Raw genomic sequence first — 22,375 nt, forward strand, 5'->3', positions numbered from 1 at the left:
GATGACGTTGCGGTTCCTTGATCGGTCGGCACGAATGTTATCTCTCCCACACTCTCTTAATGGTGACTTGCGCCTCCCAGATTGTGGACGGGTCCCGCCCGTTCGTCAAGGGAACTCCGCCACCGAAACCTAACCGTTACAGCTCCCAAATGCGCTCGTTTCCGGCTGTTTTCGCGCGTAATCTCTAATTTGGCCTTTGACCCAAGTTCCGAATAAACGGTCATTTATGCGAGATCTTCTGCCAGTAAGAAACGAAATTAAAGCCAGGACTCTGATCTGGCGTGTGACATGTGGTACAGACCGCCTGCCCCAGGTGCGCGAGCCGATTCCCCTTGGGATCGGCCACGTGCGCCGCCGCCGGTCCATGGCATGATTCGCAGCCGACGAAGGCAAGATTCGGCGTCTCGACTCGGGACCGAAACCCCCTCTCGCTGGTCAGCCCCGTGACGTGGCAAGAGACACAGTCCGGGTCCCGGCCGTGCCCCTGCTTTTCGAGCGTCGCCAAAGCATGGGAATGCCCCGATTTCTCCCAGACATGCGACGCAGTCACGTGGCACGCCGCGCAACTGGCGCTCCCGGCGAAAGCCGGCGACGGAACGCGTGGAATCTGCTCCAGCAAGTTGGCCCGGTCCACGCGGCGTAAGTAGGCCGAGTAATACCGCTGGATCGTCGCATCGTCCAGGAACTGCGGCCCGAGCCGCTTGACCGAGTAGCCGTCGAAAGACCGCCCGTCAAACCGGACGCTCACCACCGACTTTCCGCGCTCGCCGGGAGTAAGCAGCCACACTTTGCCGACATGCTCCGGCCGGTCGGGTGGCCAGCCATTCAAGTGATAGACGATCGCCCGGAGCGCCGGGTAGCGCTTAGCCATCGCCACCGCCTCCGCGCGGCTGCCGTCGAGCATGAGCACGGCGGCCCCTCGCTTTTCCTTGGCCGTTCTCAAAAGCGATTCGACGGCAACCGAATCCGGAACTGAGGGAGCCGCCAGCGACTCGCCGATCCCATCGGAAATCCCGGCGATCACGAACGGTCCCCGCTCCACGGTGGACCGAACTCCCTCTACCGCTCCGTTTGGTAGGCTGGAACTCACGACCCGCCCCTCGGCCAAGCGCGCCACCGACATCAACGACCCTTTACCGAGCCGGGCATCCTTAGCGGTGACGTTGATAGCGGCGGCATCCAGATTGGTGAGCGACTGGGCCATTGTCTCGGCCTTCATCTCTCCCTGCCGGCCCGGTTCGCCTCCGAGTTCTCCGGTATCAATGAGCACCACACGCGAATGCCGGGCGATGTCCCTCACGGCGGTTCCCCGGCGCCGAATTCCGCCCGTCATCGGCGAGGTGCAGCCGCAAGGGGAGAGGTACCCGTCGGTATCTCCCGACACGACCAGGGTCCAGCCCGGATTCTTGGCTTGACTCTTCGGCTTGGCCGGGCTTTGGAACGCCAGCCCGGCGGCGGCGAGCCCGAGCGCGGTAAGCGCCGCGGGCCAGAGCCTTACGGGCAAGATCGTCATCGCGTGGAGCCGACGATCGGGACGTGAACCACCGATTGCTTCGGATCGTTCGTCGTCACTACGACCTCGCCTTCGATCGGCCCCGCGGGGGCTTTACCGTCGTAAGCGATCTGCAGCTTCACCTCGTCCGGATGATCGCCGGGGAGCACCTTGACCGTGAACGTGCTCAGTGTGGAGCGTGCCGAAAGCACCTGGAACGGACGCCCCGGACGGGTCAGCACGACCGTCGACGTGCGCCGCTCGTGGTTCGTCTCGCCGAGGAAAAGCTCCTCCGGTTGGGCCACGATCCCTCGTTGAACGAAAATCGAATGGTAAACGACCGGGTAGTCGGGCGACGCGGTGACGAGGGCGATGTTCAGCGGCGCCCGTCCCGGCGGAAGTTTTCCGGGAATATGCACCTTGAGGTGGTAGCCGCGGCGTAGCTTCGGCCCTTCTTTGAACTCCGGATCCGGGAGTGTTCCGCTCCAAGGTTCGATCTCCACCGAAGAGCCTTCGATCCCGATCGTCCGGGCGTTCGTTATCTTCAGCTCGTTTCCTTCCCCATCCGGGTAGGTGAAGTAGAGATCGGAAACGCTCCCCCCTTCGTCCACCGCAACCGCGTTTCCGTTCGGGGTCAGGAACCGGTAACGCGACACGACGCTCACCTGGACCGGAATCGTAACGATTGGATTGTTTGGGTCGTTGGTGAAGAGGGTGATATGCCGCTCGAGCTCTCCTGCCAGTTCGTGAGTGTTCAGAATTACTCGCACGATGGTGCTTTCGCCAGGGGCGATCGGATCCGTTTTCTCCGGCACCAGACATCCGCAATCGCCCGCCGCCTGAACCGCGAGCAATCCCTTGCCGCGGTTCGAAACTTGGATCGGCAGCTCCAGGTTCTCACCCTGCACGCCATCGCCTTTGAACCGAACCGGGTCGATGAACGCATCGGAACGGCCGGAGAGTCCAACTTTCTTTTTAGCGGCGATCGCCTCGCGCAAGCGATCGGAAAGCCGCAAGGTCGCCGCCGCCGCCACGGTCTCTCGGCTGGTGATGTCGGGAAGGTTATCGCTCCGGGTGGAGCTGCCCATGATGAACCCAGGGGCGCTGAGTTTAGCCAATCCGAGGTAGGCGCCGATCGCGTAGCGGGCATCGTTGAAGAAATCGCCGGCCGACGTATCGCGCACCGGCTTTCCCCGGTGCAGTCCGATGACCGCCTCCACCCTCGGCTCGCCGGGGGTGCTCGAGAAGAAGGTGACCACGTTCGCCGACGCCCCCGTCTCCGCGTCCACCGCGAGCGCCGGCTCGAAGGCGATCCGCAAATCCGCCGGACCCGTCTTCACCACCGCTTCGACATCCCGCCACCCGCGGACGGCCTGCGCAAGCAGGGTTCGATAGGTGGGACGTAACGTAGCCGGCAGCTTTCGATCGTCGAACGAGATGGTGAAGCGGCGCTTCGGCAACATCGTCGCCTGCTTCTGAGCCAAAGCGAAGTTCCCTTGCTCCATGCTCTGCTCGACCAAGAGGACGGTGTCCTGAAAATTGGCGGAAGTAAGCGGAGGCAACGCCGGGCCTGGCTTGGCCGCGGCGGCAAGGACGATCAACAGCGGTGCGAACATCTTTGTAGAAACCTACCTGGGAACCAACGCGCGAAGGCAGGTTCTTGTTTCAGACGTCTACCAAGCCTGAAATCGCTCGCCTCGACTGCCTGACAAATGGAAAAGGACCGATACACCGACAAGGGGAGAGCAAATTCGGCGACCGATCCCACCCAAAACTATGCCTCGCCAACCCACAAGCCATTCCGCGAAGTTAGAAGTGTTGCGATAAGGAGGGCAAGAAAGCGGGAGGGTGTTGAGGTGTTACGGTTTTGCGGTGTTGGGGCCGCCTCATGTGGACTGTGGCGTGTGGCTTGTGAACTGAGAGGTCGAATGAGACTCATCTGTCCCCGAAGTCCCATTCGTCCCATCAAAACAGGCAAAGCCACGCTAACAACACCCCAACGCCCAACGCCTTTTACTCAATAAACGCATCTTCCGGCGGCGCTTTCTTGAGGAAGGCTTCGATGAAGCCGTCGATGTCGCCGTCGAGGACGCCGCTTACGTTTCCGGTTTCGTAGCCGGTGCGGTGGTCTTTGACCATGGTGTAGGGCTGCATCACGTAGCTACGAATCTGCCGGCCCCAGGCGGCGGGGCCGCCGTCGCCTTTGAGGGCGTTGATGCGGTCTTGCGACTGCGTCCTTTCCAACTCGCTGAGGCGCGCCAAGAGGACCGACATGGCGCTGGCACGGTTCTTATGCTGGCTCCGTTCGTTCTGGCAGTTCACCACCAGCCCGGTCGGCAGGTGGGTGATACGCACCGCGCTCTCCGTCTTATTAACGTGCTGTCCACCCGCGCCGCCGGCGCGTAGGGTTTCGACCTTTAGGTCGTCGGGGTTGATCGATACCTCGTTCTCCTCGATCTCCGGCAGAACCTCCACTTTGGCGAACGACGTGTGGCGGCGCGCCGCCGCGTCGAACGGCGAGATTCGGACGAGGCGGTGCACGCCGCTTTCCGCTTTCAGGAAGCCGTACGCGTTCTCTCCTGCGATCAGCATCTGCACCGACCGGTACCCGGTGACGTCGCCCGGAGTCTCGCTCAGGATCTCCATCTTGTAGCCGTGCTGCTCGGCGTAGCGGGCGTACATTCGCTGGAGCATCGCCGCCCAGTCGCACGCCTCCGACCCGCCGGCGCCGGCGTTCACTTCAAGCAGCGCGTTGCGCCCGTCGTGCTCGCCCGACAGCAGGGTTCGGAGCTCGTACGCGTCGAGTTTGGCGATCAGGTCGATCGCCATCTTATCGGCCTCGCGCTCGGTCCCTTCGTCGGGCTCCTGGCGAAGCATGTCGTACAGCTCCTGGATGTCGCGTTCGGTCTTGTCCAGCTCCAGAAACGGGGTTGCGATCCCGCGGAGGCGGGAAAGCTTCTGAAGCGAACGGTTGGCGGAATCGGGGTTGTCCCAGAAACTGGGCTCGGCGGAAAGCTTCTCTAGCTCCGCGATTTCGTTTTGCAGGCGAGGGAGGTCAAAGATGCCCCCTAATAGCGTCCAGTCTCCCGCGAGCTTTGGACAGCGCTTCCTGCTGATCTAGGTTCAGCATGGGTCCGATGATACCTTCCTGGGTTAGCGGTTAGCGGGTGGCGGTTAGCAGTCCGGAGCTCTTGCCGTCGCGGCAAAGTAACCCCGCTCACCACCAAACCAGACCGCGAACGGGAGGAGGAAGGGGGTTGGGGGCGGCGGTTCCGGCCGGACCGCCGCTCTCCAGAGCGGCCGCAAAATCGGAAACGGAGGCAATCATCGCGAACCGCCAGGAAGTTCCCCAAACTCTCCGAGCCCGGAGGGCTCTTCAGAACTTAGCCCCGGTTCAGCAGACCCGGGGTAACGGACCGCCCACCCTCCCCGACCCCGGTAGGCGGTCGAAGAACCTTCCGAAACCTCAGACCAGAGCGCCGGGCCGCAAATCCAAATCAATCTCCTCCCAACGCCCATCGGGAGCGGAGTACCGGTTCAACCGGATAGACGTCCCGTTCACTCCAAGAAGGGAAAGCACATCGTCCGAAACGTCTTCAGAGGTCCAAGTCTTGCCGGATTTATTGATCGTGGTCACTCGAACAAAATCCACGAGCGCCAGGACTTCGGCTTCTGGGCACGGCGCGACGTCGCTGACCGCGAAGGTTTCAAGTTCCTCCACCTCCCAAGAAGTGGTGAACTTCAAAAGGTATGCCGCTCCAAACACGCAGGCGCAAAGCATCCGCGGGTGAGGAGCCGAACATAGGCTGATCTTAGGGTCATATCCCGACTTTCCAAAAGGGAGCGAAACCGCCGCCGAGACACCGCAACAAGCGAGTCCGACCCGAAAGCCGTCAGGATCGAACCCTTTCCCAACGACCTCCAACGATTCCGGAGTCTCGACACCAATCCCCAAAATCTCAATCTCCGTCTCAAATGTAAGGTCGACAATCGGCTTGTTCATCAGTTCCCCTACGTCGGAGGCGTTTGGCCGCCGCTAAGCGCGACACTTAAAGTACAGAAGGTACACCAGGATCATCGGCGGGGACGCCGACGCTACCACTACTTGTCAACCGGAAAATCGCGCGAGGCGCAGTCTTGCTTTGCAGCCGAGAGCCGTCTCATCGTATGCCTGCCTCCCCGTTCGAAGAGATAAAGACGGATCTCTCCTCCACGAACTTCGAACCGACTAGTTACCCCCAATAAGTGATCTTGCTCGATATAGAAGGCTCGCTTGTCCGAAGGGGCATCCGCCCACATCGCCGCCGAATCGGTCGGCCATTTATTGTGGCCGCAGAAATACTGAGTCACGTACATGAGGTAGCTCATCTTGACCGGGCCATCTACGTCGACCCCAGCCAATCTCCACTCGACAAAGCCGACCGCTAAAAGCGAGGTGAGAATAGACACCGCAATCCAACCGGACCAAGGTCTCGGCAATGCCGACATCAATACTTGATCCCTTTTGGAGGAGTCGTCATCGGTTCTTCGTCCAAGAAGTAATCACACGTCTCAGAGACGGGCGTGTGATCGGGAGAATGCACCGTCACTCTAATTACTCGCTTGCGTTTAGTGGGGTTTTCGCTACCCTTCAAGGGCCCGGATACACTCCGTTCAAGTGTCAAGGGATGTTGTTATCTGGCTCGTTCCCATAGCTCTGTCTCTGTCCTTATTGCACCGAATGAATCCGAACGCTACCAGAACCAAAGGAGCCGCAAGCGCCGGATGCAAGCTAAACCTGTTCATTGCCTCATTCCTTTCTCGGTTCAAAAGTTCGAGTGTAAATCAGCCCGCTTCGGATCTACTTCGCGATTTTGAAAAGATGCGATCCAAATTCTTTTCGATGTAATCGGCGTAGAATCGAACCTCTTCGCGAAGATTTGCCCTTGAATGCCCCCACTCGTTTGCACCAACAAGGCCATCACTGACCATCATGTCCTCGATAGCTACGGGTTGATCTGGGTCCGACGATGAAAACCAAGACGCCAGTCTTTCCGCCAACCCCGGCCGAAGGTTTCGAACGGTGACGCCGACATAGCATTCTCGCTTATCATAGGCAATAATCAGCCACATTGACCGACTTTCATAGGTGAGAGACTCTCCAATTCCGTTCGAGCTGGCATCGGCCTCGTGCATCCCCAGACGCGACATAAGGGGGCCAAGTTCCGACTCGACAATTTCTCGAAAAACATCCTTCATTTCGAGCCAATAACTCCTACGCCTCCCTGATCCGACCTTGCCGCACTATCCTTCAAGCCCCGAGCCGCCTCAGATAGTCTTGCCAATAGGGATCATCGCGTGCTCGCCTCATTTCACTGATGTCATTCGCAAGCTCGCCAATCAATCTTTTGGGGATACGATCCTCCCACGGGCCTGACCCGATAGGCAAGTCATCAACTGGGTTTGTAAGCGCAAAGAATCGATCGTCCAGGGGCTGAAGTATTGCCTGGGCTTCCTCCGCGACTTCCCCGTCAGCCTCAGTCATGGCGCTCGCCACCATCTCTCTATAGGCAACTTGGTAATTGTAGTCATCGCTTGAAAAAGGGTAGCCAGCCTCGATCCTACTTATGAGCACCCACAGCTTCTTCACGATCTCATCGAAAGGCACGGCTTTCGGCCATATCGTCTTCTTCCACAGAATAGCGTTTAGTTTATCTTTCGACTTAGTGGTCATCTCACCCTGCGCGCACGGGGCCTGTGCGCACTCCAGTAGCGCCCTGAGAGTCTAGACCCAGGATTGGATCGCAATTAGAAGCCGCAAAACACTTGCAAACGTTTCCTCCCGCTCTAACCTCATGCTCTTCAAGTCAGTCGCAAGCCCTCCGAATCAAAAGCTTCGGTAACCGGTTTTGCCCGGTCCATCAACTGACTTTGAGATCGGCGATTTCGGCCCAGCGCAGTGGCATGGATTGGGTTGTTCCTGGGCCGGTCGGTCCGCCATATTCGTTCATTGTCCTGCGCTCCGCTTGTCGCATCTTACTGCAACACACGGTCGCTTCCGACTGGCTCTTCACCTCTGCGGTCGCATCGATCCACCGAAACAAAGAACCTTCCGGTTCCATGTCGCCAGCGGTTACCGCAGGCAACAATGCGCCGGCTGGGGGGTGAATGTCCGCCGCCCGATTAAGAAAGGCCGCCTTGACGCCTCAACGATGCCGAATGTTCCGCGATTTCCTTGTGCGTGTGCGCCTGCTTGCACTACAATCTGTAGTAAGCGGCCGTGCGTCTTCATGTTCGGCCTTTTTTAGCCAGAGGTATCAAATTGAAGGCATTCTCAACTATCTCCCGCCTTGTGCTTAGCGTAGCCGTGGCAATGGGCGCCGTTGGTGCGATTGCGCAGTCGACCCAAGGTTTAAAGGCGGTCAAGTCTTACGCGCTGCCCAAGCCGGTCATTTATGACGCGAGCAAGCAGGTGCCGAAGATCGCCCCGCTGAAGTCAACCCGCGGACGCACGTCCGAAAACGAGTCGACCTCCCCCTTCCCAACAATCGGTTTGCCGAATAGCCTGCCAGTCGGCGGAATGCTGCCGGACCAACGGGGGGATAAGCCCCATATCCTTATTCCGGGCCCCGGGTTTACCGATGGGTGGCCACCCGACTGCGACTGTTCGGTGGGACCGAACCACCTCATCGTGGTCGTAAACACGGCAATGGCCGTTTACGACAAGAAGACGGGGAGCAAACTGTTCCAAACCAATCTCACCGGCGATCAGTTCTTCTCCGGTCTTGGCGTTACTGGGGAAGTCATCTCGGATCCGAAGACTCTCTACGACAAGACGTCGGGCCGTTTCTTTGTCCACATCATCGAAGTTAGCTTCGCGAACAGCGAGAGCCACCAGCTCATCGCCGTCTCGAACACCAGTGACCCGACCGGAAGCTGGAAGAAGTACCGGCTTGATTCGGTCATCACCCAGGGCAGTAACAAGATTTGGTTGGACTACCCGGAGATCGCCACCACGACGGATGGATTTGCCTGGACCGGAAATATGTTTCCGTTCTCGGCGGGCAACACGACAACCGCGATCTTTGCGACGAGCAAGCAGGCGCTCCTCAATGGAACCGCCGGCACGGTGACGGTTTTCACCGACGACGCCGGTCGGACAATCAACGTCTCGCGGAACTTCGATGCCACGCAGAGCACGATGTATGCGGCGTCGAACAACAACACGAGCAGCATGAAGCTGTACGCCATTTCGAACTTTGCCGGAACACCCACCGTACAAAGCACCGATGTCACCGTGCCGTCTTACATAAGACCCACCCGAAACGCGATGGGTCCGAACGGTCATGCGATGGATGGTTTCGGCGACGCCAGAAACTTCACCTCGAGCTATCGAGGCGGCTTCCTTTACACCGCCCACAACATCATGTCGCCGGACCGCTCGACCCTCGGACTTCGATGGTACGAGTTCGACCTCAAGGGATGGCCGAAGAGTGGAACCTTGCCTGCCGTTCGTCAGTCCGGAAACGTCATCGGAGCAGGAGTGGACTACCACATGCCGGCGATCCAAGCGAACAAGCTTGGAGCGATTTCCCTGATTTACACCCGGTGCAGCCCGACCTTAGAAGCGCAGGTGGTTTACTCCGCTCGGAAGAAGAGTGACCCGCTCGGCACGATGGGACAGCCGGTCCTCATTGCCAACAGCCCGGCAAATTCCGGCCCTCAACCGGCTAATCGCTGGGGAGACTACTTCGGCCTCGCCCTCGATCCCAGCGACGACAATACGTTCTGGGGATTCGGAGAACTCGCCGCATCAGGCGGTCTTTGGACCACGGTCGCAGCGAGTTGGAAGATCTCCGATCCGGCGTCGATGGTTACTTTTGGAGCGGCCAACGCGACTGCGGTTACCGGGCGCATTGTCTCTGGGACGGCTGCCGTGCTTAGTCAGATCGACGGAATCACGCTGGACAACAAGTCCGTCCCGATTAACGGGGTTGGGCAGATCACAGCCACCGAAGTGACCTACAACACGACGCTCGTTTCCGGCGCGGTGGATCTGTTGACGCTTCGCCCATCGACCAACGCCCCCTCGGCGGCGACACAACAGGTCTATGTTTGGAACTGGGCAACCGGCAAGTACGACCTGATCATCGCCCGACCGGGGAATCAGAACACCGAAATTACCTTGGCGGACACCAAGACTTCGGCGAAGTACGTGAAGGTCGGCGGCCAGGTCAAGGTGCTCTTCCGAACGGTCATGCCGCTATCGGGCGGAGTTCAGCCTTCGGTCTACACGGTGAAGGCGGACCAACTCCTCCTTGCCGGCCTGCCGAGCACTCCGTAGACCCGGAGATCGCAAGCAAAGGCGGGGTGGGATCGGTCGATCCCACCCCGCCTTTGCGTGGTCTCTTCGCTCGCTGGGTAGCTATCTTCACCCACCCGTAGCCCGGGGATTATTGTCTTCAATCAAATAGATTGACAAACCAAGTCACCCCGTAGCCCGGGGATTTATCCCCGGTAGAACCTTGAACCGCGGCTAAAGCCACGGGTTACGGGTGAAATCAGGCAACGTAAATGCAACCTAATTTGTGAATGGCCATGGAGAGCTTAACGAAACGGTAGCGCGGGTCATCGGCTGGGAGCCGATGCTACGAAAATGCCCCCCTCGGACGACGTCCGAGGGGGGCATTGCCGACGGACTATGACGTCTCGATCAAGGTCGCTTCGTCTAGCTTAAGCTGGAACGCCGCGCCCGAGGTCTTATCCGGGAGGACGGCCCGGTCGATCATGAGCACCTGCCCGGTGCTGCTCACGTAGTTTTGGAAGTTCTTCACGACGAACGAGACCGTCGAGTTAGCTCCGCTGCCGGGCGCCGCGTTGACTACCTCCCATGCCCGGCTCATCTGGTTGTAAAGGTAGATGTAGTTCGTAGCCGCCCTCGGTGTGTTGGATACGACCTTGAGCTGCAGAGCGATCAAATTCGACGCCGGAACCGACGTGTGGAAGCCGATTTGGGCCGCCGCAATGGCGCCCAGACCGCTCTGCGGAACCGAGTTTACGGAGAAGTAGGCTCCGTCGGTCTTCGTCAACTGGGCGGGGCCGCCGGAAGGCGCCTGGCCTTGGTTGCTGTAAACCGAAGCGGAGACCGGAGAGTCGGTCGTAGGGACCGTCACCTTTTGCGAGGCGACCCAAGCGTCGACGTCCATCACACCGAATCCGGTCACAAAATCCCACCCGGTGGTCGCCGAGCTGGTTGCGCCGTTCGGCAGCGTTCCGTTCGAGCCGCTCTTTACGTCGAACCAAACGCCGCTCCGGCCGTTCTGAGCGTAGATCGCATCTTGCATTCGGCCAAGCCGGTGCTTGCCGTTAGGCCCAGCCGGGAGCGCCCCAGTGGCGATCATCTTCTCCTGAGCCGTCGCCAACAGGCCTGCGAACATCGGCGAAGCAAAGCTCGTTCCGGAGAAGTCGGAATTCATCTGACCCTCGAAGACGAACTGGTAAGCGCCCGTGTTATTCCCCGCGGCATTGAACGAAATGTCCGGGTTCAAACGGAAGTTGATGCTCGTGGGAACGCCGGTTCCCTTCTGCCAAGACGGAAGCTTGTTGAACGAAGCCGAGTTGGTGCTCCAACCGCCGCCGCTGCCCGACCATCCAACCTCGTTGGTCCGCTTGCCGTTCGAGTCGATGCTCGCAATCGTTCCGCCGACCTGGAGAACTTCCGGCTCATAGTTCGGATATGAGAACGGCTCGAGATCGGTGCCAAAGTCGCCGGTGGCCGCCATATAGGTGATCCCCTGCGCCGTCATCGCCACGTGTAGGTTGTGCGCGGCGGCCGCTTGGCTCGAATCGAGTTTCCAGCCATAGCTCTCGCTGATAATGTCGGCGCTGTCGTCGTTCGCTTCCTTGGTCAGAACGCTGATCAGATCCCCGCCTCCGTCGTAAATCGTGAAGGTAGAGAGGGGCGCCATTCCGAGGACCATCTGAATGTCGAGGTCCCCTTCGCCGTTTGGCGAGCCTGCCCCCGAGCCGCCCGAGATCGGGACGACGCGGATGTTCGATCCAACCCCGCCCGCCGGAGTCGGGAGATTGAATGCCGAGTAGTAAAGCGGCACGTTGGAAAGCCGGAAGCCGTCCCAGCTCGAAATCGCGACGTTGCGCCCCAAGCCGCGCATCCCGTTGTTATAGATCGGAGCCGAGTTGTACAGGACACGGGTCTGGGTCGCCGTAAGGGCGCGCGGATGAGGCTTCGTAAAGTTCTCCGCTCCTCCCACGTCAACGATGTAAGGGGCGATCGTGCTCGGCAGCTTCAGCGGCTCCGCGTACGAGTAATAGTCGATCCGCCCCGGCTCGTTCGCGTTGAGCGCGTGGTAGTTATTGATCGTCGTGTCGAACGCCTTCTCTACCTTGGCGGCGGTCGCGTCGGCAAGGATGCTCAAGCGGTTTGCCCCTACCAGCGTGATCGTAAATCCCTGGCTCTTGAGGTAATCGCTAAGCGCTTGGATGCGGGTCGCCGGCTGACCGAACCGCTGGCCGATCTCGGCGGGGGTCACAAAGTGCCGGTAGTTCGGGCTCTTCGGATCGCTAACGCTATCCGCCAGCGCTTGCAGGCCGGTCGGATTGGCGGGTGGCAAGCTGATGGAGAGGTGAAGAACCTGGTTCGGGTCGATATGTCCCTTGAGCTGAGATCTCTGGATAACCGAGGGGACCTCCAGCGGAAGTGGAACAAGCCTGTACTGCGGCTGTACCTGGCCAAACGCGGCCGGAACGGCCGCCAAGCCAAGGACGCCGGCCAAGAGAAACTTGGGGCGAAGGAGAAAGGATTGGAGGGAGTCAGATCTGGTGTGCATCGTCGATTCACGGAGGTCTGGTCAGCCCAACGGCCGAAAAGAGATATACGATTGCGCGAACGCGCCAACACCTTTCCGGTACGCCGCAACCAGGCTAGATATCGCTTACTGGCCGCAGAGCTAATCGGGCGACGTCTCTCGAGGAGTAGCCGCCATGCCGATGAGCAACACGGCCAGGATCCATGCGATCGGGATCAGCCCCTGCATCGACGCCGGATACTCCGGCTCCGGTATCCGCCGCGCCATCCAGGCGAGGAAAATCTGGTTCAACCGAAGGTAGAGAAACATCGCGGTCGCGATCGCCCCGCCGACTCCGCCACAGGCCCCGGCCATCCCAAACTTGATCGAGGCGAAGACAGTTAGAATCGCCGCCGGAATAAGCCCCACCCCCAAGGAGATCGCCAGAACGCTCAGCCGCTGGGTATCCGGAAAGACGAAAAACGGCCAAACCGAGAGAGCATAGCCGCCTAGCGAAGCGACAAGAAAGCCGGAACAGCCAAAGAGCATCTGGTCGTCCATATCCCGAACCCGCGTCGCGGGACGCTCCAATTTCTCATCCGTATCCAGGGGTTCGAATGGCACGGGGATATGATAGCGGGTTGGCGTTGGGCGTTGGGGCGCTAGGCGTTGGGCGTGAAGGACAGCTTAGCGGGCATCGCATCGAGGTTCATCGGCGGGGTGCCAATGCTGCGAGCGGCCAATGGGACCCCTGGAACTCTCGGCACTTGGCCTGCGTTTTCCAGCGTAGTAACGGTTAGGAACTGAGAAAAAATGAAGACCTCTAGTATTTTGTTCGTCGGCGTCGCGGTGTTCGCGGGCGTCCTCGGAGCGCAACAGGTCGACCACCTCTTCAGCCGCAATCAAGCGGCTCAAGGAGCGGACCTGCTCCCCATGCGATCGACTTCTACCCCGATCGTCAAGACCGGCTTCGAGACCACCGCCCCGGGCACCCCGTTCGATTTCACCTTTGCCGCCAAAAAGGTGAGCCCCAGCGTCGTCAGCGTCGATCGCTACGAGAAAGTGCAGCGAGATTTCTTTGACCGGACCGGCACGATCGCCGAGACCGGGCAGGGGTCCGGCGTAATCGTGTCGGCGAACGGAACGATCGTGACCAACAACCATGTCGTCACCGACGAGCGGTCGGGCGAAGTCGTCGACCAGGTTAAGGTTCGACTCAACGACGACCGAACGTTCACCGCTAAGGTGCTGGGCCACGACGCCCGCTCCGACCTCGCCGTGCTGAAGATCGACGCTCCCAACCTGACGCCGATCGACCTCGGCAACAGCCCGGACGTCCAAGTCGGCCAGTGGGTGCTCGCGGTCGGTAACCCGCTCGGCTTCTCCAATACGGTTTCGGCCGGCGTGGTCAGCTCGCTCAAGCGAAATCTGCCGATCGGCGGACAAGGAATGGTCGACGCGATCCAAACCGACGCGGCGATCAACCCCGGTAACTCGGGAGGCGCCCTCTGCAACGCGCAAGGCCAGCTCATCGGCATCAACTCGGCCATCGCCAGCAGCACCGGTCAGAGCGTCGGCATCGGATTCGCGATTCCGGTCGATCGAGTGAAGACCGTCGTCAACGACATCGTCAAGCTCGGCTACGCTCGCTACGCGGGCCTCGGTATCTCTTTCGACCCGCGGCTTGAAGGCGCCCTCGCCGACCCGCAGGCGCGAGAGCAGCTCCTGCAACTCGCGGGAGGCGACAAGGCTCCGTCGAGCGGCGTCATCGTGCAGACCGCCTCCGGATCGGCCCAGTCCGCCGGAATCGGCCAGTACGACGTCATCCTGGCCGTCGACGGGCAGAAGGTGGAAGGAACGTTCGATCTGAACAAGATCCTCATCCCAAGGAAGCCGGGCGATAAGGTGCAGGTCAGGTTCTGGTCGAAGGGACAGACCAAGACGACCTCCGTCGTTCTGCAGGAGATCCGCCCAGAACGACCGGTCTAACGATCGGTTAACAAACAATCGAAAGAGGCGCAGGCTCTGGAGCCTGCGCCTCTTTCGTTTCTCTGGCGCGCAACACAAAAGGCCCATATTGAAGCGCCGAAATCCGGAATGACGTCTTATATTGTGAGGGAGCCGAATCGTGAGATTCGGCAAACAGAAAACCTAATATGTCTCTCCACATCGACGGCCTCGCGCAGTTCCTCGACGTTCTCCCGGCAGTAGTCCGCGAGCGGCTGGAGAAAAGCGGAGATTTAGAATCCATCATCGAAGTCGTCCTCGATTACGGACGCCCCGCCGAAGCCCGCTACCGCGACCACGTCGAACGTTGGCCGGAAGTGATCGTCTCCGAATCCGATATCGAGTTCGTTTCCAAACGGCTCGGCGAGTTCGGAACGGATAACCGGGCCGGCATCGAACGGACTCTCCATCGAATCTCCGCCATCCGCAACCGGCATAGCAAAATTATCGGCCTAACGTGCCGCGTCGGCCGCGCCCTCGAGGGCACGATCGACGTTATCGACGACATCGTCCGCTCCGGGCAGTCCATCCTGCTTCTCGGGCGTCCCGGTGTCGGTAAGACGACCAAGCTCCGTGAAATCGCCCGCGTGCTCGCCGACGAGGCGAACAAGCGGGTCGTAATCGTGGATACCTCCAACGAAATCGCCGGCGACGGCGACGTTCCCCATCCGGGGATCGGCTCGGCGCGCCGGATGCAGGTCCGCATCGCATCCGAGCAGCACGCGGTGATGATCGAGGCGGTGGAAAACCACATGCCGGAAGTGATCGTCATCGACGAGATCGGCAACGAGGCGGAGGCCCAGGCGGCTCGGACCATCGCCGAGCGGGGGGTGCAGCTCGTGGGTACCGCCCACGGCCAGACGCTGGAAAACCTGATGCTCAACCCGTCGCTCGCCGACCTGATCGGCGGCATCCAGGCGGTTACTCTGTCCGATGCGGAAGCCCAACGACGCGGCACCCAGAAAACGGTGCTCGAGCGGAAGTCTCCGCCCACTTTCGACGTCGTCGTCGAACTGCTCGACTACGACCGGCTGGCCGTTCATAACAACGTCCAGAAGACGGTGGACATGATCCTACGCGGAGTGCCTCCGCGGCCGGAGATCCGTGTACGGACCGGAGCCGGCGACGTGGAAGTGGTTCAGGAAGAGCGAACCGCGGAGCTGACGGACCCAGGGTTCAACCAGCGCTTCCCTTCCCTGGCCCGAAATGGTGGCAAGGAGAGCGTGCCGAACGGTTCGCCGGGCCGCAACTCTCCTACCGTGTCCCCGCCTCCCCAACGTCCAGCCCCCGCTGAGGAGGTGACGGATGAGCAGACGAAGCTCATTCGTATCTTTCCCTACGGGATCGCGCGGACCCGGCTGGAGAGGGCGATCCGGGAAAAGAGGGCGCCGGCGTACGTAACGAACGACATTTCGCAGGCGGATGCCGTGATGGCGATTCGGTCGACCTACCAAGCGAAGCCCAAGAAGCTTCGGGATCTGGCGGGCCGGCCGGTCAACACGGTGGTCGTCAAGTCGAATACGTTCAGCCAGATCGCGGCCGCGCTCGACGACATCCTTCAAGGCGGGGGGGCCGTCTCGGACGAGAATGGCAAGGCGGCGGAAGAGGCCCAAATGGGGATCGAGCTCGTGCTCCAGTCTGGTAAGCCTTACGAGCTGAGTCCGGCTTCGGGCCCGGTTCGGAAGATGCAGCACCAAATGGCAGAGGCGAGGCGACTGGCGAGCGAGTCGGTAGGGGAGGATCCGCACCGGCGGCTCCGAATCCTACCGACCAGGCTCTAGATGCCGGCTGGTCCGCTCACTAGGACTTCGCCGGCTTCTTCCTTTGGTTCGGCTTCTTCGCCGGCTTAGCGGCGGTCGCCGGCTTTGGCTGGAGATACGTCGCCTGCGACTTGCCGACGGTGCCCGCCATTAACTGCGTCAACGCGACGTTCGCGAACCTGCCTGCTAAAGCCATATCGATCATTCCGTCGGTGCGGCCCACGGTCACGTCGTTACCATTCACGACGACGATGGCGAGGCCGCCGGCCGGTGAACGCATGAAGAGCATTTTGTTGTCCTCGCTGGCGGAAAAGACCATTCGGCGGTATCCGGCACGTGTGAAGATCGGCTCTTGGAACCGCATCCCGTCCGTTTGATCGTTAGTGTGGTAGGTGATCACGTGGACCTGATGGATCTTCCGGAGGATTCCCGAGACGTCCTCCAAATTAAGGCCCAGCTTCTTCAGCGGATCGGCCGCACCCTTCGGCACGCTCACCTTCGATGCTGGGGTGCTCGAAGACGCCCCTAGCGCCTGCTTGATAAAGGCCAGGATGTCGTCGTCGCGCGCATCGACCTCCATGGTAACTTCGGCGCCCTCCGGAAGGGTGATCAGCAAGGGCTTGGAAGCCGAACTCTGGGCGAAAGCAGGGGGGATAATGGTAAGCAGGGTGAGGGAAAGGATCAAACGGCGCATAACTACATTCTCCACGACAGGTCTTCTGTAGTTCTAAGAATTATCGAATCCTTTCTCGTTTCGCCAGTTTTTTACCTATCCAATATATGCCTTGCTCGACCGAACCCGGCGCTGGGCGCGCCGGAGGGCATCCGCCATGGGTTGGTGAAGGGTTCGAGTGCCGTCGTTCGCAACCTCCCATAACCCCATGTGGGCCCACATGGTGCGGTCGTGCCACTCGGGCATGCCGAGGACGGGATAAAGGCAAACCCCGCGCAACGGAATCCCTTCCCGCAAACAGGCGGCCGCCTCTTCGGCGACACTGGCCGTCCACCAAGCCTTGTTCGACTGCGAATGCGAGGTTTCAGAGACGACCACGTCGTGCCCGTATCGATGCCAAACCCACCGAATCAGGTCGCGGAGCGGCCAACACCGCTCGTCGCTCTCGGCGAGCGTGATCTCGGGACGGCCATGGACCCACTGATTCGTCCAGTAGTAGTTGATACCAATGGTCCCCAGGTGGGCGGGAGAGCCCCCCAGCTCCGGATGCAGACGGCCCCCGAGCATGTCGAACGCTTGAAAGACCACGTGTTCGTTAAATCCGTTCGCCTCATCGGCCAAGTCGGGACGATCTCGGGGAGGTACGACGCGGCAGATCGGGTCAACGTTGAGTATCCGCGCATCCGGGATCTCACCACGAATCGCGTCGATCCCTTGGATGGCAGCCCGGACCAGCTTAACTTTCAGCTCATACGACCGCCCCGCGCAGTGAGGCGCGAAAAGGTTGGCGTCGCCGGCCGCCCAGGCAAAGTACGAGGGCTCGTTGACCGGCGTAAACCAGTGAGGTCCCGCCATCCGGGCTTTCACCCGCCGCGCCACGGCCTGACAGTAGCTTGCGAAGCGCTCAGCGAAGCGGTCGGAAAACGGGTCCTCGTCGTGCGGATAGCCGTAATGGAAGAGATCCCAGATCGGCTCGATTCCATGCCGGTTTGCGGCGTCGACCATGACATCCAGAGTCGAGTAATCGAGGCGGCGGCCCCGATCAACCACCGGCCAGCGAACCCCCTCCCGGACCGTCTGGAGTCCCAGGGCGGCAGCGGCGGCGTAATCTTCGTCCACTCTCCGGTCATGCTCCGTCGCCTCGACCTGGTCGATCCAGTGATGGTCGCGATTCCAGCCGGTCGCACATTCGAATCCGGCCATAAAGAAGCTACGAAACGCCAATCGGCACCTCCCGTCTCAGTTCGCCGACCGAGCGATGCCCAGCGGCGATCGCCCGACGATACTCCTGGACCACGCAGCTTTCGACCCTCTCCAGATCGTCGCCGCGAAGGTCCCACAAACCCATCGGTACCACGTAGTTGCTCAGCGGACCCATCTTCTGGCGGTACGCCCAGGTCACGAGCGAAAACATCGGCCACCACGTGTAGCCCACGACGGGGACTCCGGCCTGCCGAAGCTCCCGCACCCCTTCCAGCGATTCCGCCAGCCATTTCGAGCGGCGCTGGATCGTCCCTTGGGAGGCGGTTTCGGAGATCATCACCGGTCGCCGGTACCTCTCCCAGAAACCCTCGCAGATCCGCTTCACCAGGGTCCGGTCTCCGTACCTGGCCTTGAATCGAGTGAGGTTGGGGCCTCGGAAAACTTCCCGCCTAGAGAACATCGGATAGAGGTTCACGCCCAGGACGTCGGGCTCGATCGAATGCTGGGAAAGCCATTCGAGCTGACTCTCGCGGATGCCGTTCTTCCTAAGCCAGTCGAACAGGCGATGTCCCGGTTCCACCCGTCCGGTCACGAGATCGGTCGCCAAGTAAATTAGGTCTCGACGAAACTCGACCTGCGGCTCCATCGTCGGATCACCGGTATCGTAGGTCTCGGTGGCGTCGACGTGCAGGACCACGTTCTCAGGGTCGACGGCGTGGATCGCTCGGTCGGCGAGAACGATTCCTTTCGCGCAGGACATCATCACCTCGGAAAACCCACGCCACCCAAAGCGGTTCGGCGGCCACCATCCGATCCGGCCGCAGTAGTGAGCGGTGATACGCGGCTCGTTCAGCGGGGTGTACCAGCGGATGCGCCCCTTATATCGTTCGGCCACTGCCACTGCGTACTCCTCCATGTACTGAGGAAAATCCGGGTGGAGAAAGGCGCCTTCCAACCACTTGGGCGCTCCGTAGTGGATCAGGTCGACGATCGGGTCGATGCCGAGATCCAGCATTCGCTCCAGCGCCGCATCCGCGAACGACCAATCCCACTTTCCCCGATCGGGAGAGAGCTTGTACCAAGGAATACCGTAGCGCGCGGCGGGGACTCCGAGCGAGCCCATGAGGTCCAAATCTTCGCGCCACCGCTCGTAGTGTTTCGTTAGCTCGTACTCGTCGAGAATGCGTCCCGTAACCGCATGGGGATTGAACACGAAGGTGTCCTCGATGCCGGTTGCCCACAGAAATGCGGTCGGCTGGAGCAAATCGTCGAGTTGCGAGCGCTTAGGCGCCCGCGTCGGTCCTCCGTCCATCGTTCCCCCTCCCTGTGGCGCCTCCAGTGAGACGCGCTGCAAGTTCGACCCAAGAGAGCTTAACCAGGTTCCTTAATGCGAATGGTTTGCGGGGTGGTGGTGGGTCCAAGCGCCCGCGGCCCGTCCTCGGTCCAAACGAGCGGATCAATGAATAACCGCCGCGCCGTCATCGCCGGGTCCCACGCGTGGTAGCAGATGAAGAGGGTCTCGCCGTCCGGACCGACGACCGCCGAGTTATGGCCCGGTCCCAACACCTTTCCGTGGATCGTCCGAAGAACTCGAGGCGATTCGGAAGCGTCCGCGCGCCACGGTCCCATCGGATGATCGGCGACCGCGAAATCGACCCCGTAGCTCTCGTTCTCCCACCGCCCCCCGCTAAAGAGGCAGTAATACCGGCCCCCATGCTTCAGGACACAAGGTCCTTCTAGCGTGTGCCAGTCATAGACGCCGCCGTACATCGGACGGTCGCTCATGAACCGCTGCCACGGTTGGGTCGCGCGGAGAACCGTGCGCTCTTCCCCGGCGGTTTCCGTCATACCGACAAGGCGGTCCACCACCAGTGCGGTTCCGGGCTTCGACTCTGCGCCCGTATCGAGAAAATCGCGGGCGTAGAACAGGTACCAGGCACCGTCGTCGTCGAGAAACGGATGGGCGTCGATGGTGAACGGCTGGTCGGTATGCGGGAGGACTCTCCCTTGGTCCAGGTACGGGCCTTCGGGGGAGTCGCTCGTGGCGACGCGAAGGACGTGGCCGGATTCATTCCCGGGTCCAACCGAATAGTAGAGGTAGAAGACCCCGCCATGAAAGGCGACCTCAGGGGCCCAAAACTCGTTACCCGACACCTGCTCGCCATGGCTAAGAGCGTAACCCGCGCGCTCCCAATCGACGAGATTGAGGGACCGAAGGATCGGGAAAAGTCCACCTTCGGCCAGTCCGGCGTCCGTCCCTACCGCGTAATACACCCCTTCGTGCCGAAATACAAACGGGTCCGCGAAGTATTCGGGAAAGACGGGATTCTGATACGTCAACGTCATCGGGGTAGATAAGGATATCTCCGATGATCGGCCCGATGCCCTTGAGAGGATCTAATTAGGCAGCGATGCCCCCTCCTAGGAGTGGTCATGAAGCTCATCCCCGTTTCCGTAAAGCCAATCGGCGTCCAGAGCCGCATCGACGGATTTTCCGGATCGGGAAATCATGCGCACGCCACCCTCGGCTTTAGAAATCGATTGGACGTGGTCAAAACCTTCCGGTATTTCGGCGATACCCATGATTGTGTTCACCACCAGGGGACGACCTGGGTCGAGCACGACGTGGGTGGTATAGCCCTCGCGGCTCGCCTCGTTTTCCGCGACCGATCCGGCGAGGCCGAGCATGGTGGCAGTTACGTCCTCCACCCCAAGCACGCGGCGGTGACGGCCACGCCAGGGGGCGTAGTGACGCCCCCCGTTGGAATGCCAAAGCACGGTCCCGGTCAGCACCCGCGGGTCCTTGAGCGAGAACCAGACGTAACCCTCGGCGGGAAACGTGACCGCGGCCCAAGCAAAGTCGCCCCCCCGTTCGGAGTAGACGATGACGCAGTCCTCAAAACCTTCGCGCGCAGGATAGCGGGAAAGATCGGCCGTGGTTCCGTCGAGCGCCGGTACCGCATCGAGCGCGTCGAAACGCGCCCCCTGCCTCAGGGCGTAGTAGCCGCCTTCCACCGGATTTTCAAACTGGCCGGGAAACACCTGCCCATATCCGATCGGGCTCATCGCGACCAGCCCCTCGGTCTGGCACTTGAGCATGGCGTGGTGGCCGAATGTCATCGGGCCGCTCGTTTCGCGGACGGTATGTCGCGAGTAAATGGCGTGCTCGCCATCCCGGATCTCGATCTCTTTAGTCACCCGGCCGGGCCGGATGGTGGTCGGCAACTCCATCTTCACGCTACGACCGGTCGAGCCGGTGACCTGCCAGTCTCCGTTCGCGGTTTCCCCGTGGATCGGGTGGAACTCGGCGCCGAAAGGAGCAGGATTTCCACCAAACGGCATGCAGAAGAAGTCGCCGCGGAGCACTCGAATGCATGGTGGATCGTTTAGCGGTTCATCGAACCAGGGAGCAACGTGAAACGGCTGAATATTCCGGTCCCCGATTCGAAAACTGACCGGGCCAAGCTGTCCGGCAGTCTTTGTGACCCACGCTTCCACTTCTTTTGTGCGCAATCCGACCGAGTCGAATCCCATTACCTGCTGTTCAATCGCCATCCTTTCGCCATTCTGGCGCTAGACTGAACGTTCCCGCGTCGTTAGCGATCAAAGATCGACTCCGAAGCGCCGGGCCAAGATAAGCATGGGAGAGCGTCTCAAATTTACACGACTGCCGCGTCACGTCGGCCTGATCCCCGACGGCAATCGCCGGTGGGCCCGCGAGCGAGGGCTGCACCCGGCGGAGGGATACGCGGCAGGCATGGTCTGCGGCCTTCAGATGTTGGACGACTGCATCGACCTCGGTATCGAAGAGGTCAGCGTCTACGGATTTACGACGGACAACACGAAACGGCCGCGGGATCAGCGGGAAGCGTTCGCCGCCGCCTGCGTCTTGTTCGTCGAGGCCGCAAAGACCCGGGAGATCAGCCTCAAAGTTGTCGGCGACTACACGTCGGCGATGTTTCCCGATGAGCTCAAGCCGTACGCGATCGAGCGCCAGGGAGACGGCGCCCTCAAGGTGAACCTCTTGGTGAACTACGGCTGGAATTGGGACCTGCAGGCGGCAGTCTGCGCCCAAGCGGAGAGCGACGCTCGCCGCCCATTCACCGAGTTCCTCGCCTCGTCCGACGTCTCGCGCATCGACATGGTCGTCCGCTGGGGCGGCATGCGCCGCCTAAGCGGCTTCCTACCGATCCAAACGGTTTACGCGGACTTCTACGTCGTCGACCAATACTGGCCGGACTACGCCCCCGAGCAGTTCTACGAGGCGCTACGGTGGTACGCGAAGCAGGATGTGACGCTGGGGGGTTAGGCTTGCCGGGTTTCATGTGGACTGTGGCTTGTGGACTGAGGGGACGTATGGGTCGAATGGGACACATGAGACTCATATGGCCCGGATGTCCTATTCGTCCCACTAAAAGAGGTAAAGCCTCAGGCTAGGAACACCGCAACACCGCAA

General features: G+C 60.7%; 18 protein-coding genes. 4 read left to right on the forward strand and 14 right to left on the reverse strand.

Annotated elements, in window-relative coordinates; all coding sequences use genetic code 11:
- Positions 1–220: 220 nt before the first annotated feature.
- From OP10G_RS04405 to OP10G_RS04435, 7 genes are all read right to left on the reverse strand, one after another.
- Entirely contained in the window at positions 221–1,513 is a 1,293-nt protein-coding gene (locus OP10G_RS04405; RefSeq protein ID WP_025227097.1) for a cytochrome c family protein, read from the reverse strand.
- Positions 1,510–3,108: a DUF1573 domain-containing protein gene (locus tag OP10G_RS04410; protein ID WP_025227096.1), complete on the reverse strand. Its 1,599-nt coding sequence runs from the start codon at positions 3,106–3,108 to the stop codon at positions 1,510–1,512. The genes OP10G_RS04405 and OP10G_RS04410 overlap by 4 nt, the downstream gene beginning before the upstream one ends.
- Before the next feature lie 397 nt (positions 3,109–3,505).
- The gene (gene prfB, locus OP10G_RS04415) at positions 3,506–4,609 is read right to left on the reverse strand and encodes a peptide chain release factor 2 (protein ID WP_084178811.1); all 1,104 of its coding nucleotides are present in this window, start codon (positions 4,607–4,609) and stop codon (positions 3,506–3,508) included.
- Between the two features lie 349 nt (positions 4,610–4,958).
- Positions 4,959–5,495 (reverse strand): hypothetical protein, encoded by a 537-nt coding sequence (locus OP10G_RS04420; RefSeq protein WP_025227094.1) that lies wholly within the window; start codon positions 5,493–5,495, stop codon positions 4,959–4,961.
- Positions 5,496–5,593: 98 nt separating this feature from the next.
- Positions 5,594–5,941, reverse strand: coding sequence for a hypothetical protein (locus OP10G_RS04425; RefSeq protein ID WP_144240993.1), 348 nt, complete (start codon positions 5,939–5,941; stop codon positions 5,594–5,596).
- 375 nt (positions 5,942–6,316) lie between these two features.
- Positions 6,317–6,730, reverse strand: coding sequence for a hypothetical protein (locus tag OP10G_RS04430; protein ID WP_025227092.1), 414 nt, complete (start codon positions 6,728–6,730; stop codon positions 6,317–6,319).
- A gap of 52 nt (positions 6,731–6,782) precedes the next feature.
- A complete protein-coding gene (locus tag OP10G_RS04435; RefSeq protein WP_025227091.1) occupies positions 6,783–7,205 on the reverse strand; it encodes a hypothetical protein in 423 nt (140 codons plus the stop codon).
- Between the two features lie 639 nt (positions 7,206–7,844).
- Between OP10G_RS04435 and OP10G_RS04445 the strand changes: the two genes are divergently transcribed.
- Entirely contained in the window at positions 7,845–9,815 is a 1,971-nt protein-coding gene (locus tag OP10G_RS04445) for a hypothetical protein (protein ID WP_025227089.1), read from the forward strand.
- A gap of 355 nt (positions 9,816–10,170) precedes the next feature.
- Here OP10G_RS04445 and OP10G_RS04450 read toward each other — a convergent pair whose 3' ends face one another.
- Together OP10G_RS04450 and OP10G_RS04455 are read right to left on the reverse strand one after the other, a co-directional pair.
- Positions 10,171–12,318 carry a S53 family peptidase gene (locus OP10G_RS04450; protein WP_025227088.1) on the reverse strand — a complete coding sequence of 716 codons (2,148 nt, stop codon included), beginning with the start codon at positions 12,316–12,318 and terminating at the stop codon, positions 10,171–10,173.
- Positions 12,319–12,438: 120 nt separating this feature from the next.
- The gene (locus tag OP10G_RS04455; RefSeq protein ID WP_025227087.1) at positions 12,439–12,900 is read right to left on the reverse strand and encodes a hypothetical protein; all 462 of its coding nucleotides are present in this window, start codon (positions 12,898–12,900) and stop codon (positions 12,439–12,441) included.
- 189 nt (positions 12,901–13,089) lie between these two features.
- Here OP10G_RS04455 and OP10G_RS04460 point away from each other — a divergent pair, with 189 nt between their 5' ends.
- Both OP10G_RS04460 and OP10G_RS04465 read left to right on the forward strand, forming a co-directional pair.
- On the forward strand, positions 13,090–14,265 hold the full coding sequence (locus tag OP10G_RS04460) for a S1C family serine protease (protein WP_025227086.1): 1,176 nt from the start codon (positions 13,090–13,092) through the stop codon (positions 14,263–14,265).
- 167 nt (positions 14,266–14,432) lie between these two features.
- A complete protein-coding gene (locus OP10G_RS04465) occupies positions 14,433–16,064 on the forward strand; it encodes a R3H domain-containing nucleic acid-binding protein (protein ID WP_025227085.1) in 1,632 nt (543 codons plus the stop codon).
- Positions 16,065–16,083: 19 nt separating this feature from the next.
- Here OP10G_RS04465 and OP10G_RS04470 read toward each other — a convergent pair whose 3' ends face one another.
- The 5 genes from OP10G_RS04470 to OP10G_RS04490 form a co-directional block, all read right to left on the reverse strand.
- Complete coding sequence (locus OP10G_RS04470) at positions 16,084–16,737, reverse strand: hypothetical protein (RefSeq protein ID WP_025227084.1); 654 nt, start codon at positions 16,735–16,737, stop codon at positions 16,084–16,086.
- 75 nt (positions 16,738–16,812) lie between these two features.
- Complete coding sequence (locus OP10G_RS04475) at positions 16,813–17,919, reverse strand: family 1 glycosylhydrolase (RefSeq protein ID WP_025227083.1); 1,107 nt, start codon at positions 17,917–17,919, stop codon at positions 16,813–16,815.
- A gap of 7 nt (positions 17,920–17,926) precedes the next feature.
- Positions 17,927–19,273, reverse strand: coding sequence for a family 1 glycosylhydrolase (locus tag OP10G_RS04480; RefSeq protein ID WP_227625060.1), 1,347 nt, complete (start codon positions 19,271–19,273; stop codon positions 17,927–17,929).
- Positions 19,274–19,290: 17 nt separating this feature from the next.
- Positions 19,291–20,265 carry a glycoside hydrolase family 43 protein gene (locus OP10G_RS04485; RefSeq protein WP_025227081.1) on the reverse strand — a complete coding sequence of 325 codons (975 nt, stop codon included), beginning with the start codon at positions 20,263–20,265 and terminating at the stop codon, positions 19,291–19,293.
- A 75-nt stretch (positions 20,266–20,340) separates the two neighbouring features.
- On the reverse strand, positions 20,341–21,474 hold the full coding sequence (locus tag OP10G_RS04490) for an aldose epimerase family protein (RefSeq protein WP_025227080.1): 1,134 nt from the start codon (positions 21,472–21,474) through the stop codon (positions 20,341–20,343).
- Between the two features lie 85 nt (positions 21,475–21,559).
- On the opposite strand from OP10G_RS04490, the gene uppS reads away from it, so the two are divergent.
- Positions 21,560–22,228: a polyprenyl diphosphate synthase gene (gene uppS / locus OP10G_RS04495; protein ID WP_025227079.1), complete on the forward strand. Its 669-nt coding sequence runs from the start codon at positions 21,560–21,562 to the stop codon at positions 22,226–22,228.
- Positions 22,229–22,375: the final 147 nt, after the last annotated feature.

The sequence above is a fragment of the Fimbriimonas ginsengisoli Gsoil 348 genome (assembly GCF_000724625.1).
Lineage (GTDB): Bacteria > Armatimonadota > Fimbriimonadia > Fimbriimonadales > Fimbriimonadaceae > Fimbriimonas > Fimbriimonas ginsengisoli.

Coding starts and splice junctions, on each gene's coding strand:
- OP10G_RS04405 (WP_025227097.1), bottom strand. CDS start 1,513: ATGACGATCTTGCCCGTAAGGCTCTGGCCCGCGGCGCTTACCGCGCTC.
- OP10G_RS04410 (WP_025227096.1), bottom strand. CDS start 3,108: ATGTTCGCACCGCTGTTGATCGTCCTTGCCGCCGCGGCCAAGCCAGGC.
- OP10G_RS04420 (WP_025227094.1), bottom strand. CDS start 5,495: ATGAACAAGCCGATTGTCGACCTTACATTTGAGACGGAGATTGAGATT.
- OP10G_RS04430 (WP_025227092.1), bottom strand. CDS start 6,730: ATGAAGGATGTTTTTCGAGAAATTGTCGAGTCGGAACTTGGCCCCCTT.
- OP10G_RS04435 (WP_025227091.1), bottom strand. CDS start 7,205: ATGACCACTAAGTCGAAAGATAAACTAAACGCTATTCTGTGGAAGAAG.
- OP10G_RS04445 (WP_025227089.1), top strand. CDS start 7,845: ATGGGCGCCGTTGGTGCGATTGCGCAGTCGACCCAAGGTTTAAAGGCG.
- OP10G_RS04450 (WP_025227088.1), bottom strand. CDS start 12,318: ATGCACACCAGATCTGACTCCCTCCAATCCTTTCTCCTTCGCCCCAAG.
- OP10G_RS04460 (WP_025227086.1), top strand. CDS start 13,090: ATGAAGACCTCTAGTATTTTGTTCGTCGGCGTCGCGGTGTTCGCGGGC.
- OP10G_RS04465 (WP_025227085.1), top strand. CDS start 14,433: ATGTCTCTCCACATCGACGGCCTCGCGCAGTTCCTCGACGTTCTCCCG.
- OP10G_RS04470 (WP_025227084.1), bottom strand. CDS start 16,737: ATGCGCCGTTTGATCCTTTCCCTCACCCTGCTTACCATTATCCCCCCT.
- OP10G_RS04475 (WP_025227083.1), bottom strand. CDS start 17,919: ATGGCCGGATTCGAATGTGCGACCGGCTGGAATCGCGACCATCACTGG.
- OP10G_RS04485 (WP_025227081.1), bottom strand. CDS start 20,265: ATGACGTTGACGTATCAGAATCCCGTCTTTCCCGAATACTTCGCGGAC.
- OP10G_RS04490 (WP_025227080.1), bottom strand. CDS start 21,474: ATGGCGATTGAACAGCAGGTAATGGGATTCGACTCGGTCGGATTGCGC.
- uppS (WP_025227079.1), top strand. CDS start 21,560: ATGGGAGAGCGTCTCAAATTTACACGACTGCCGCGTCACGTCGGCCTG.